This is a genomic window from Enterococcus sp. 3H8_DIV0648 (assembly GCF_002140655.1).
Lineage (GTDB): Bacteria > Bacillota > Bacilli > Lactobacillales > Enterococcaceae > Enterococcus_A > Enterococcus_A hulanensis.
Genome location: NZ_NGLG01000001.1, coordinates 1,826,183 through 1,838,557, shown reverse-complemented (window position 1 = coordinate 1,838,557; position 12,375 = coordinate 1,826,183). Strand labels below are relative to the sequence as shown.

General features: G+C 42.2%; 11 protein-coding genes. 7 read left to right on the top strand and 4 right to left on the bottom strand.

Annotation, left to right across the window (positions count from 1 at the left end; genetic code table 11):
- Window positions 1-309: 309 nt before the first annotated feature.
- The 5 genes from A5875_RS08530 to A5875_RS08510 all read left to right on the top strand — a co-directional run bounded on the left by A5875_RS08530 (window position 310) and on the right by A5875_RS08510 (window position 5,821).
- Window positions 310-780 (top strand): FeoA family protein, encoded by a 471-nt coding sequence (locus A5875_RS08530; RefSeq protein ID WP_088933194.1) that lies wholly within the window; start codon window positions 310-312, stop codon window positions 778-780.
- Entirely contained in the window at window positions 781-2,943 is a 2,163-nt protein-coding gene (gene feoB / locus A5875_RS08525; protein ID WP_088933193.1) for a ferrous iron transport protein B, read from the top strand.
- Window positions 2,931-3,065 (top strand): FeoB-associated Cys-rich membrane protein, encoded by a 135-nt coding sequence (locus tag A5875_RS08520; protein ID WP_010740637.1) that lies wholly within the window; start codon window positions 2,931-2,933, stop codon window positions 3,063-3,065. The genes feoB and A5875_RS08520 overlap by 13 nt, the downstream gene beginning before the upstream one ends.
- 211 nt (window positions 3,066-3,276) lie before the next feature.
- On the top strand, window positions 3,277-3,978 hold the full coding sequence (locus A5875_RS08515) for a MarR family winged helix-turn-helix transcriptional regulator (protein ID WP_088933192.1): 702 nt from the start codon (window positions 3,277-3,279) through the stop codon (window positions 3,976-3,978).
- A gap of 64 nt (window positions 3,979-4,042) precedes the next feature.
- The gene (locus A5875_RS08510) at window positions 4,043-5,821 is read left to right on the top strand and encodes an ABC transporter ATP-binding protein (protein WP_088933191.1); all 1,779 of its coding nucleotides are present in this window, start codon (window positions 4,043-4,045) and stop codon (window positions 5,819-5,821) included.
- Window positions 5,822-5,881: 60 nt separating this feature from the next.
- Here the strand turns inward: A5875_RS08510 and leuD are convergent, their stop codons facing one another.
- Genes leuD through leuB form a run of 3 tightly spaced genes read right to left on the bottom strand, consistent with a single transcriptional unit; the run spans window position 5,882 to window position 8,930 of the window.
- The gene (leuD, locus tag A5875_RS08505) at window positions 5,882-6,466 is read right to left on the bottom strand and encodes a 3-isopropylmalate dehydratase small subunit (protein WP_088933190.1); all 585 of its coding nucleotides are present in this window, start codon (window positions 6,464-6,466) and stop codon (window positions 5,882-5,884) included.
- Window positions 6,466-7,839: a 3-isopropylmalate dehydratase large subunit gene (gene leuC / locus A5875_RS08500; RefSeq protein WP_088933189.1), complete on the bottom strand. Its 1,374-nt coding sequence runs from the start codon at window positions 7,837-7,839 to the stop codon at window positions 6,466-6,468. The genes leuD and leuC overlap by 1 nt, the downstream gene beginning before the upstream one ends.
- A gap of 32 nt (window positions 7,840-7,871) precedes the next feature.
- A complete protein-coding gene (gene leuB / locus A5875_RS08495) occupies window positions 7,872-8,930 on the bottom strand; it encodes a 3-isopropylmalate dehydrogenase (protein WP_088933188.1) in 1,059 nt (352 codons plus the stop codon).
- A 151-nt stretch (window positions 8,931-9,081) separates the two neighbouring features.
- Here leuB and A5875_RS08490 point away from each other — a divergent pair, with 151 nt between their 5' ends.
- Window positions 9,082-10,128, top strand: coding sequence for an ABC transporter ATP-binding protein (locus A5875_RS08490; protein ID WP_088933181.1), 1,047 nt, complete (start codon window positions 9,082-9,084; stop codon window positions 10,126-10,128).
- A 27-nt stretch (window positions 10,129-10,155) separates the two neighbouring features.
- Window positions 10,156-11,109 carry an ABC transporter ATP-binding protein gene (locus A5875_RS08485; protein ID WP_088933180.1) on the top strand — a complete coding sequence of 318 codons (954 nt, stop codon included), beginning with the start codon at window positions 10,156-10,158 and terminating at the stop codon, window positions 11,107-11,109.
- Between the two features lie 53 nt (window positions 11,110-11,162).
- On the opposite strand, the gene A5875_RS08480 is transcribed toward A5875_RS08485, so the two are convergent.
- A partial coding sequence (locus A5875_RS08480; RefSeq protein WP_176244643.1) for an LPXTG cell wall anchor domain-containing protein occupies window positions 11,163-12,375 on the bottom strand: 1,213 nt, incomplete at its 5' end.

Below are 12,375 nucleotides of genomic sequence, written 5' to 3'. Positions count from 1 at the left end.
CCATATATTGTGGTGGTTGAATATTGGTATACTACTCTTTGTGTTTTTTGCAAAAAAGCTGAAAACGGACAGTTTCAAAGGAAAATCCCTTTACACAAATAAAAAAAGCGTTATAAGATGTTTTTTTACTCGAAAAAAGTTTTTTTAATAACGCTAAAATAGATTTAGAAACAAATAAATCAGTGGTTGTCAAACAAATTGCTCACAAAAAGCAGAAAATCTCCGACCATTTATTGACTTTACTATCAAATGAAGCTATTCTTAGTGAGAAAGATTCTCATTATTAATTAGAGTTAGGTGGAGAAGTGTATGACAACTTTGGCAGATGTTTCATTGAATCAAGTCGTTCAGGTTGATGAAATGAAGTTGGAAAATGATTTAAAGCATCGGCTGCAGGATTTGGGGATGATCGTCGGCTCTAAAGTTGCTGTCGTGAATCAATCTGGCGATAACGGAATTATTCTATTACATAATACGCGGCTGGCTTTATCTCAGTCTTTATTAAAACAAATACTTGTGAAGGACCTAACGGAGGATCAAGAAACATGGGTCTCGTTGGATCAGTTGAGTGCTGGTGAACAGGGTGTTGTAGTAAATGTTCACGGTACCGGTGCAGTAAAACGCCGCTTGATGGACATGGGACTGACAAAAGGGACACAAGTGAAGGTCGTGAAGCTGGCACCTTTAGGAGATCCTATCGAGCTGCGGGTCCGAGGATATGAATTAAGTTTACGAAAAAACGAATCAGAGATGGTGGTCGTATCGAAGGAGGCGGAATAGATGGCGAAGACACATATTGCTTTAGCAGGAAATCCCAACAGTGGTAAAACAAGTACCTTCAACGTCTTGACCGGAACCAATCAGTTTGTTGGAAACTGGCCCGGTGTAACGGTTGAGCGAAAAGAAGGTATTTATAAGAAGGATTCTGAAGTGATCATTGATGATCTTCCCGGAATTTACTCGCTTTCGCCATATTCTCCTGAAGAAGTCGTGGCGCGGGATTATCTGCTTTCAGGAACACCTGATGCTATCGTCAATATTATCGATGGAACCAATCTTGAGCGGAATCTTTATTTGACGACACAATTGATCGAGACTGGGATTCCCGTCATCGTAGCCGTGAATATGATGGACATCATCAAAAAAAGCGGTAAGCAAATCAATTTGGAAAAATTATCCTATGCTTTAGGCGTGCCGGTAGTCGGTATCAGCGCGTTGAAAAACTGGGGACTGGATAAGACAATCAATGAGGCGTTGCATCTGATCAAAAAAGGTGTAGAGGAAGTCAGTTTTCCTCATTATGATAATCGTTTAGAAGCCGCGCTGAAGGAGATCGAAGAAGTTTTAGGCAGTACAGCGCAGGAGAAATATAGCCGCTGGTATAGTTTAAAATTATTTGAACGAGATGAGCGAGCTAAAAAAGATTTAGATCTTAGCTCGATCCAGCAAAAAGAAATAGGAGAAATCATTAAGATCACAGAAAAGATTTTCGGCGAAGATGCGGAGAGTCTGGTCATTAATGAACGCTATAATTTTATTACTCATTTAAAGACCTTATGTGTGGTTGATGAAGATCAATTTAAGCTGTCTATCTCCGATAAGATCGACCACGTCGTAACGAACCGTTTCTTAGCGCTGCCAATCTTTGCTTTAATCATGTGGCTGATCTACTATATTGCTATTCAAACGATCGGGACAATGGGGACTGATTGGGTGAATGAAAACCTATTCGGCGATATTGTACCGAATTTCGTCAGCTCAACCTTACAGTCATGGAATGTTGCCGGGTGGATGCAAAACTTGATTTTGGATGGGATTATTGCTGGAGTCGGAGCTGTTTTAGGATTCCTTCCGCAATTAATGGTGCTTTTCTTATGTTTAGCGCTTTTGGAAGATTGCGGCTATATGTCCCGAATCGCTTTTGTTATGGATCGAATTTTCCGTAAATTTGGTTTATCCGGAAAATCGTTTATTCCAATGCTGATTGCTACAGGCTGCGGAGTGCCGGGAGTTATGGCAAGCCGGACGATCGAGAATGAAAAGGATCGTCGGATGACCGCGATGCTGACTACCTTTATGCCATGTTCGGCGAAATTACCGATCATTGCATTGATTGCTGGTGCATTCTTCCCTAATAGCAGTTGGGTAGCACCGTCTGCCTATTTTGTTGGTATGGGCGCGATTGTTTTATCAGGGATTGCATTGAAGAAAACAAAACTCTTTTCTGGCGACCCAGCCCCATTCATCATGGAGCTTCCTGTATATCATATGCCTAGAATCGGTAATACGATACGTTATACTTATGATCACAGTAAAGCCTTTGTTAAGCGTGCAGGAACAATCATCTTTGTTTCAAGCATCGTGATCTGGTTTATTTCCAGCTACAATTTCTCATTACAATCAGTGAATGAGAATGATAGTATCCTAGCTGCTTTGGGTGGTTTGATTGCACCGTTGTTTGCACCATTAGGCTGGGGAGATTGGCGCGGAGCTGTTGCGGCGATCACTGGTCTGGTCGCAAAAGAAAATGTGATCGGAACATTCGGAATTCTATATCGTCATGCTGAAGTAGCAGAAGACGGGGTGGAAATCTGGAAAGCATTGCAGGCGGCCTACACACCGATTGCGGGTTATTCATTCTTGGTATTTAACTTACTATGTGCACCATGTTTCGCCGCGATTGGCGCGATTCATCGTGAAATGGGCGATATCAAATGGACTTGGCGTGCGATTGGCTATCAATGTGGATTGGCTTATGCTGTAAGTTTCATCGTGTATCAATTTGGTCATGTGATTTTTGAAAATGGTGAGATCGGTATTGGCTTTATCTTGGCCGGCATCGTATTAGCAGCGATGATTTACTTCGTTGTAAGAAAACCTATTAAGAAAACACCGACGATTACGATTGAAGAGATCAAAGAGGTGAAAGAATGGCAACTATAATCTTGAGCGTATTAATCTTCGGCGGTGCTGGAGTGATCGTCTATCGGCGAATCAAAAATGGCAGCTCCTGTGAAGATTGCGATAGCGGCTGTCCCGTTAAAGAAGAACAACATAAGCATTAATTCAAAAAGGATTTGGCGAATTTCGTCGAATCCTTTTTTTATGGATTGGATTGATCAGTAAACAGTCCAGATGAAATTGGCTAAATTAAAAATGATGGATTCAGAAGAAAATACAGCTTAGTTGTTGACAACTGTTCGGTACCGAACTATAATGAAAACCGAAATAAAGTTAGGTACCGAACTTTAACAAATGAAGAAGGAGATTTTAATAATGAGTGAATTTACAAAAGACTTGATGCGTCAATTACGATTTATCAGTTCTGCTAGTAATGCATTTATGAGCAAGCGGCAAAAACTAAATGGTCAGCAGCGAGTGTTGGCGATCTTAGCCAAAGAAGACGGCTTGATTCAAAGCCAGTTAGCTGAAATTTTAGATATTCGTCCAAGTTCATTGGCTGAATTAATGAAGAAGATGGAAAAAAGCGGCGATGTCGTAAGAAAAGAAGAAGAGCATGACAAACGGATCAAACGTGTTTTCCTAACTGAAAAGGGCAAACAGAAAGCTCAAAAATTTAGTTATGTCAGCGAGGATATGAGTGAGAGCTTTTTCGCAGGCTTGACGGAGGAAGAACAGGAGAAATTTAGTGAGTACCTGCAAAAGATTTCTGCCGGTTGGCAAGAAGATTTTCAAAAACAGGCGGGCCGCTTTGTAGATCCAATGGACCGGTTACGACAAATGCAAGCGATGCGTGAACAGTTCGCTGAAAACTGGTCGGAGGATTGGCAAAATCTTTCGCGGGAAGAACAGCATCGAATGCGGAACCAAATGCAGCGTGAGATGCGGAATGCCTCACGAGACTTTTCTCGCAATTTCCAACATGATTTCCGTCGCAACTTCTGGGGCAACCGTGATTGCTTTGATAGATCTGATAAAACCAAAGATTCAGAAGACACCGAATGGGAAGATTTTTAAATGATAGATGCAGTGAAATTTCGTAATCAGAAATTTTAATGCTGTGAACTAGGAGGAACCAATTATGGATCGGGATATGAGTATGGCGCCTGAAAGAATTTCTGAGGGCGAGAATAAAAAGAGCAGTTACAAATTGAAAGATTTTTTACGCTTACTTTTAAGTGTCAATCCTAAGAAATCATTGTTTGCGCTCGGCTTGTTTTTAAGTTTGCTGACAAGCGGAGCAAGTTTGATCGTACCGCAGTTAACAAAAGGCTTGATCGATACAAGCAAATTAGCACAAATTGATCGAACAATGCTGATTGTTTTAGTTTTAGCCTTCGTGGCTCAATTAGCCTTCGGAGCAATCGGCAGTTTCTTACTACGGTATGCCGGAGAGAGTGCTGTTAAAACTTTACGGGAAAAATTATGGAGTCATTTATTGCAGATGCCGGTTGATTATTACGACGATCATAAATCGGGTGAAAGCAGCTCGCGTTTAGTAAATGACACAACGGTAATTAAAGATTTAGTAGCGACACAATTTCCAAACTTTATTACTGGGGCGATTCAACTTGTTGGATCGATGATTATCTTGTTTGTCATGGATTGGAAAATGGCGGCTATGATGTTTTTGGCAGTTCCGATCATGGCGTTGATCATGATGCCAATCGGCCGCATCATGTCTCGGTTAGGCCGCCAATTGCAATCAGCGACGGCTGACTTCAATGCAGAAGCGAGTGAAAAACTGTCTGAGATTCGTTTAATCAAAGCCAGCAATGGGGAAAAATTTGAGAAAACCAGCGGCGGCTCATTTATTAATAAAATCTTTCATTTAGGGATTAAAGATGCAAAGGTTGAGGCAATGCTGCAGCCCATTATCACTACAGTTATGTTAGGTTTATTTGTAGGTATCTTAGGTTATGGTGCCGTTCGCGTTCAAGCAGGAACATTAACTAGCGGAGACTTAGTTGCTTTCCTATTGTATCTATTCAATATCATGATGCCGGCAGCCAGCTTCGCGATGTTTTTCTCGCAAGTTCAAAAGGCGATGGGAGCTACAGAACGAATCGAACAAATTTTGACAACAGACTTGGAACCAATCGAAACAGGAAAAACTGTGGATGTCGCAGGAAAGACGATCAAGGCAGAAAATCTAACTTTTCAATATGTAGCAGATCGTCCAATCTTAAAAAACGTTTCCTTTGAAGCAAAACCTAATACTGTGATCGCATTTGCCGGACCAAGCGGCGGCGGAAAATCCACGATCTTTGCATTATTGGAACGTTTCTATCAACCAGTAAAAGGTGCTGTTAAAATCGGTGATGACACGATTGATGATCTTAGCTTGACGAGCTGGCGTTCTCAGATCGGGTATGTTTCTCAAGATAGTGCTGTATTTGCTGGAAGCATTCGTGAGAATCTGCAATACGGATTGGAGCGGACACTAACAGAGGAAGAATTATGGCATGGGTTAGAATTAGCTTACGCAGATCAATTTGTTCGTGAATTCCCCGAGCAATTAGAAACCGAATTAGGTGAACGCGGAGTGAAATTATCCGGCGGACAAAAACAACGGATCGCCATCGCTCGAGCTTTCTTACGTGATCCAAAAATCTTGATGCTGGATGAAGCGACCGCCAGCTTGGATTCGCAATCAGAAGAAAAAGTTCAACGTGCCTTGGATCAATTAATGGAAGGGCGGACAACTTTAGTGATCGCTCACCGGTTATCAACGATTGTAGATGCCGATCATATTTACTTCATTGAAAAAGGGGAAGTAACTGGTCACGGCACTCACAATGAGCTGATCGCGACTCATCCGCTTTACGCACAGTACGTACAAGAACAGGTCGTAAATTAATAAAACAAAGAAAACCAGGTAAGACTTTCCAAAGCGAAAGTTATAATCTGGTTTTCTTGTTTATTCATAAGTTGGCATTTTTTTCTCGAAGGCTTCGATTTCATCTTCATATTGCAAAGTGATACTGATATCATCTAAACCCTCAACCAATTTTTCCTTCCATGTTGGATCAATTTGGAAGGCATAGTTGGCCTCTTGAGTTTGAACTTCCTGCTTAGGCAAATCGATAGTGATGGTTTGATCAGCCGGTAGTTGACTTAAAATATCCCGTACAGCTTGATCCAAACGAATCGGCAGGAGACCATTTTTCAAAGCGTTCATATAAAAAATATCACTGTAGCTGCCGGCAATCACTGCCTTGAAACCATAATCCTGAATGGCCCAAGCCGCATGTTCCCGTGAAGAGCCCGAGCCGAAGTTTTCGCCGGAAATTAAGATCGTTGCGCCTTTTCGTTCTGGTGTGTTCAAAATGAAATCGGGATTAGGTGAACCATCTTCTAAAAAGCGCCATTCGTCAAAAAGATGTTTGCCAAAACCAGCTTTATCAACTTGCTTCAAAAAGCCTTTAGGAATGATTTGATCGGTATCGATATTATCATTCATCAAAGGGACAGATTTTCCTGTATAGATCGTAAATTTCTCCATTAGATGACCTCCTTACGGCTATCGACAAAATTTCCGTGAATGGCAGCTAGTGCTGCCATGACTGGACTGCAAAGATGTGTGCGCGCGTCTTTTCCTTGGCGTCCTTGGAAATTTCGATTAGATGTTGACGCACAGTGAACACCTGCAGGCACGCGATCGGGATTCATCCCAAGACACATCGAGCAGCCCGGTTCGCGCCATTCAAAACCAGCCTCTTTAAAAATTTTATCTAAGCCGATTTTTTCAGCCGCTTGACGAACGGGTCGCGATCCGGGAACGACGATGGCGGTAACATTATCGTGAACTTTTTTTCCTTCAACGATTTTCGCGGCTTCCTTGAGATCCGACAGACGTCCGTTTGTACAAGAACCAATAAAGACATATCCGACTGGAATATCTGATGGTGTTTGACCCGGTTTCAAGTCCATGTAATCATAGGCTTTCTGCAAATCAGGAGAAGTAACCGCAGGGAAGGTGCCATCAAAAGGAACCCCCATTTCAGGATTGGTCCCCCAAGTCACGAAAGGCACTAGTGTGCTAACATCTAGCGTCAAATCTTTGTCGTAGACGGCATCATCGTCCGTATATAATTCTTTCCAATCTTTGATCGCCGCTTCCATGTTCTTCGGAGCGTATTGCCGGCCTGCAACATAGTCAAAGGTTTTTCCATCTGGTGCGATCAATCCGATTTTCGCCCCGCCCTCGATTGCCATGTTACAGATCGTCATGCGTTCTTCCATGGATAGATTCTCAATTGCTTCTCCATAAAATTCAGCTCCATATCCGACACCAAAGTCCGTACCGTATTTGGCAATCAACGCCAAGATAATATCCTTGGCATAAACACCTTTCGGTAATTTGCCAGTAATTTTGATTCCCATATTTTTAGGTTTATTTTGCCATAGCGTTTGAGTAGCAAAAACGTGCTCTACTTCACTGGTTCCAATTCCAAAAGCCAGTGCGCCAAAAGCGCCATGGGTCGCTGTATGAGAATCACCGCAAACAATCGTCTTGCCTGGCTGCGTCAATCCAGTTTCCGGTCCCACCATATGGACGATTCCTTGTCGGTCGCTGCCGTTATCGCAAAGCTGAACACCAAATTCTTGGCAGTTATCTCTAAGCGTATCAATCTGTTTTTTTGCTACTAGATCAGTAAAATTAAAAATATCAACAGTCGGTGTATTATGATCCATCGTGGCGAAAGTCCGTTCTGGATGACGCAACGTCCGACCAGCCTCGCGAATTCCTGCAAAGGCTTGAGGAGAGGTAACTTCATGAATCAAGTGCAGATCAATATAAAGCAATTGCGGAGCACCTTCTTCGCCGTGGACGACGTGGCGGTCCCATAGTTTATCAAATAGTGTTTTTCCCATATTTTTCGCTCCTTATTTAACTAGATTTTCCCTTAACATGAAACGGGATCAGTTAATTCTTGAATCACCGCATCTGTAAATTCGGTTGTTGTTGCTTTTCCGCCTAGATCGTGAGTAAATAATCCCTTTGATAAAACTGCATCGCAGGCTTTTTCAATTGCTTGGGCAGCTTGTTCTTCTTGGAATGATTGACGCAGCATCATTGCTACGGATAAAATCATCGAGATTGGATTGGCGATGCCTTTTCCGGCAATATCTGGCGCCGAACCATGGATCGGTTCATAAAGAGAAGGGCCGCCGTCACTATGACTCGCACTAGGCAATACACCTAATGAACCAGGCAGTACGGAAGCTTCGTCACTCAAAATATCGCCGAAAAGATTTTCGGTAACAATCACATCAAAAGCTTTTGGATTTTGGATCAATTTCATTGCTGCTGAGTCAACATACTGATGTTCCAGTTGACAATCGGGATAATCCTTTGCAACTTCTTCCGCCGTTGCCCGCCATAATTTGCTGGAAGCCAGCACGTTTGCCTTATCTACGGAGGTCACCTTTTTTCCGCGCCCCTGTGCAATTTTGAAGGCTGAATGAACAATACGTTCGATTTCGCTTTTTTGATACCGCGCAGTGTCATAGGCCATCGTCTCTTGTAACTCTCGAGGCTCTCCGAAATAAATGCCGCTGCTGAGTTCCCGTACGATAATTAAATCAGTTCCTTCGATAATTTCTGGCTTTAAAGGTGAAAGATGCAGCAGGGCGGAAGAGACTGAGACTGGCCGGATATTTGCGAATAAGTTTAAGGACTTCCGAAGCGCCAGTAATCCTTTTTCCGGAGTATCATCCATTTTCTCCCATTTAGGTCCGCCAATCGCACCTAACAAGATCGCATCTGCTTGCTGACAAGCAGCTAATGTTTTTTCTGGTAGTGAAGCTCCAGCATCATCAATGCCTGCACCTCCGAAGGGCATTTTCTCTAGTTCGAAGGTACTGCTGCAATTTTTTTCTACCGCGGCTAAAACCTTTAGTCCGCTCTCCATAATTTCTGGTCCGATACCATCACCAGCTAAAACAACAATTTTACTATTCATGTGCATGCTCCTATCTCGTATTAAAGTCTAGATGTGTATAAGAGACAGGTGGATTCCAGCGGTGACTATTTCACTGATCATGATTTGTTTCAATCTGTTAGCCGATGGTCTGCGTGACGCCTTCGATCCGAAAATGAAAGAGTGACGATTTATGGAAAAAATTTTAGAAGTAAATAACTTGAATATTTCATTCGACACCTATGCCGGAAAGGTTCGAGCAATTCGTGGTGTGGACTTTGATTTGAATAAAGGAGAAACCTTAGCAATCGTAGGAGAATCGGGCAGCGGTAAATCCGTTACCACCCGCACGATCATGCGTCTGCTTTCTAGTAACGCCAATATTGATGAAGGGCAGATTTTATTCAAAGGACAGGATCTTGTCGATAAATCAGAAAAAGAAATGCAAAAGATTCGCGGTCGAGAAATTGCGATGATCTTCCAAGATCCCATGACGTCTCTTGATCCAACCATGACGATTGGTAAACAAGTGGCAGAGTCTTTGCGTAAACATAAAAATGTTTCAAAAAAAGAAAGCTTGAAAGCAGCTCTTGATTTATTGAATCTAGTTGGTATTCCTGATGCAGAAAAACGTTTGAAAAATTATCCGCACCAATTTTCTGGTGGTCAACGCCAGCGGATCGTTATCGCTATCGCTTTGATTTGCAACCCTGAGATATTGATCGCTGATGAGCCGACCACAGCTCTCGATGTGACGATCCAAGCACAAATTTTAGAATTACTAAAAGAAATCCAAGAAAAAATAGAAACGTCAATCATCTTTATTACTCATGACCTTGGGGTTGTAGCAAATGTTGCTGATCGAGTAGCAGTAATGTACGCAGGCAGAATCGTGGAAGTTGGTACAGCCGAAGAAATCTTTTATAACCCGCAACATCCATATACATGGGGATTACTTGGCTCAATGCCAACATTGGAAAGCGAGAATGATCGCTTATATGCGATTCCTGGTTCTCCGCCGGATCTATTGGATCCACCAAAGGGCGATGCTTTTTATCCCCGTAATGAGTTTGCATTAAAGATCGATGCAGAAATGGAACCGCCATTTTTTGAACTTTCTGATACTCATAAGGCAGCGACTTGGCTGCTTGCACCGCAAGCACCCGTAGTCACTCCTCCAGCTGAGATTCAACGACGTTGGGATATTTTTCGCAAGAAGCAAGACCAATATTCCGCTTAATTTTAGCGAGAGAAACGGAGGACTACGATGGAAAAACGATTATTAGAAGTAAACAATCTGAAACAGTATTTTAATACCGGCAGTAAAAATGAAGTCCGCGCCGTAAACGATGTGAGCTTTCATATTAATGAAGGGGAGACTTTCGGGTTAGTAGGAGAATCTGGCAGCGGAAAATCAACCACGGGTCGGACGATTATTCGCCTGAACCAGCAAACAGATGGCGAAATACTTTTCGATGGTAAAGATGTAACAGAAATTCATGGAAAAGCGGAACTAACCAAATTTCGTCGTGATGTTCAAATGATCTTTCAAGATCCGTATGCTTCATTAAATCCACGGATGAAAGTCAAAGATATTATTGCAGAAGGTATCGATGTAAATGGTTTGGCTAAAACACCAAAAGAGCGGGACAAAATCGTGAATGATCTGTTAGAGACAGTTGGGTTGAATCCAAGTCATGGGACACGATATCCCCACGAATTTTCCGGAGGACAGCGACAACGGATCGGAATTGCTCGTGCTTTAGCTGTACGTCCGCGTTTCATTATCTGTGACGAACCGATCTCGGCCTTGGACGTATCGATCCAAGCTCAAGTCGTAAATCTATTGCAGGACTTGCAAAAAGAGCATAACTTGACTTATCTATTCATTGCACATGACCTGTCAATGGTGAAACATATTAGCGATCGCATCGGCGTTATGAATAATGGTCATTTATTAGAAGTCGGAAGTAGTGACGAGATTTATCATTATGGTGTGCATCCATATACCGAAAGTTTATTGTCTGCGATTCCGATGCCTGATCCCGATCATGAGCGTCAACGACGACGTATAAAATATCAAACAGAACCTCATGATGGAAAGGCTCGTTCTTTGCGAGAAATTGCGCCAGGACACTTTATTTATTCCTCTGAGGATGAAGTTGCTTATTATAAGAAGAAATTGCAGCATTTGAAAAATGAGAAGGCTGTGGCAGTTTAAAACAAAAGGAGAACAAACAGATGCTGAATCTGTTTGTTCTCCTTTTTAAGCGATTACGAATGAGTACGCTGTTTAAAGATTATGATACCGGCGGTCAAGAACGACACGATCCCTAAAAGCGTAAGCGCTGGATTGCTATTTTCTCCAGTCGCAGGATATTTCTTTTGACTATTCTGTTGTCCGACTGCTTGCTGTGCTTGTGGTGTTGAAGCTAAGTTGTTTCTTTTAGCTGTGTTGGGAATAGTCGAAGCCACAGCAAGAGACTCGATCTTTGATTTAGCTGTTTCGTTTAGCTCCGTTCTTTCAAGAGTGAACAGTTCATTCGGGCCAGATCCAATTACCACGATTAGGCTATCTCCTTTAGTAGGATCGGCTTCATTCTGAGTGTAATACAGCCAATGGATAAAGCCTGAGAAAAAGTGGTTCCGTTTACCTAATTCTTCTTCAAATGCGCTGAAGTAATCTAAATAGCGCAGCATTTCTTCATTTGTGAAGGTACGCATTGGGAAAAAGCCGTCTTCGTAAGAATAAAGTGTTCGCAAATAGAACTGTAATTTGTCCAGATCCTTTGCTAATTCAGCGCTTGTTGTGTATTCAAGCGAATTCAAGTTAAATGATAGAGCTTTTTCGAAATCAGCCACTGAAATGACTTTGTCGCGATAAATCATACGCAGTACTTTTACGTATTTGTCAAGGCTCATAGATTTAATGTCTCCACTGTAGGCGGCGAACAGAGAGAAAGCCGTCTCTAAATCTTTGTCAGTGTAACTCTTTAGTTCTTTTTCGCTTACACCGTACTCTTTATTATTGCTTATGAATTCGCGAAGATATTCAGGAAACAGCCCTTGAGTAACACCATTTTCGTCGGGTGGAGTCTCTAACGGCACAGTTATTGTTGCAGCTCGTTTAGCTGTCAAGGGGATGGTTTTCTTTTCGACTAATTCAGGAATTATTGCAGCTTCCGTCTCTAAAGTCGTTGTGTCTTCAACCTTTGTCGATTCAGTAGTAGATGTTTCAACTACTTGCTCGACTTTTGCAGATTCTTCGGTACTTGAAAGTTTTTCAGCGTCTGATTCTTGAATTGAGCTGGTTGTTTCTGTACCATTCTGACCTTCAGTGGAGATATCAGAGGTATTTTCTTGTGAGTCAGTCGTTGATCCATCAATAATGGGACTGCTTTCAATTACTTGTTCTTGACTAGGAACTAGAGCATTATCTGGGACATCATTAGAGGTATCAGCAAATGAAATGAGCGGAGAACACAAG

Excerpts from the sequence above, each read along its gene's own strand:
- A5875_RS08520 (WP_010740637.1), top strand. The coding sequence starts at position 2,931 with ATGGCAACTATAATCTTGAGCGTATTAATCTTCGGCGGTGCTGGAGTG.
- A5875_RS08490 (WP_088933181.1), top strand. The coding sequence starts at position 9,082 with ATGGAAAAAATTTTAGAAGTAAATAACTTGAATATTTCATTCGACACC.
- A5875_RS08515 (WP_088933192.1), top strand. The coding sequence starts at position 3,277 with ATGAGTGAATTTACAAAAGACTTGATGCGTCAATTACGATTTATCAGT.
- feoB (WP_088933193.1), top strand. The coding sequence starts at position 781 with ATGGCGAAGACACATATTGCTTTAGCAGGAAATCCCAACAGTGGTAAA.
- leuD (WP_088933190.1), bottom strand. The coding sequence starts at position 6,466 with ATGGAGAAATTTACGATCTATACAGGAAAATCTGTCCCTTTGATGAAT.
- leuC (WP_088933189.1), bottom strand. The coding sequence starts at position 7,839 with ATGGGAAAAACACTATTTGATAAACTATGGGACCGCCACGTCGTCCAC.
- A5875_RS08510 (WP_088933191.1), top strand. The coding sequence starts at position 4,043 with ATGGATCGGGATATGAGTATGGCGCCTGAAAGAATTTCTGAGGGCGAG.
- A5875_RS08485 (WP_088933180.1), top strand. The coding sequence starts at position 10,156 with ATGGAAAAACGATTATTAGAAGTAAACAATCTGAAACAGTATTTTAAT.
- A5875_RS08530 (WP_088933194.1), top strand. The coding sequence starts at position 310 with ATGACAACTTTGGCAGATGTTTCATTGAATCAAGTCGTTCAGGTTGAT.
- leuB (WP_088933188.1), bottom strand. The coding sequence starts at position 8,930 with ATGAATAGTAAAATTGTTGTTTTAGCTGGTGATGGTATCGGACCAGAA.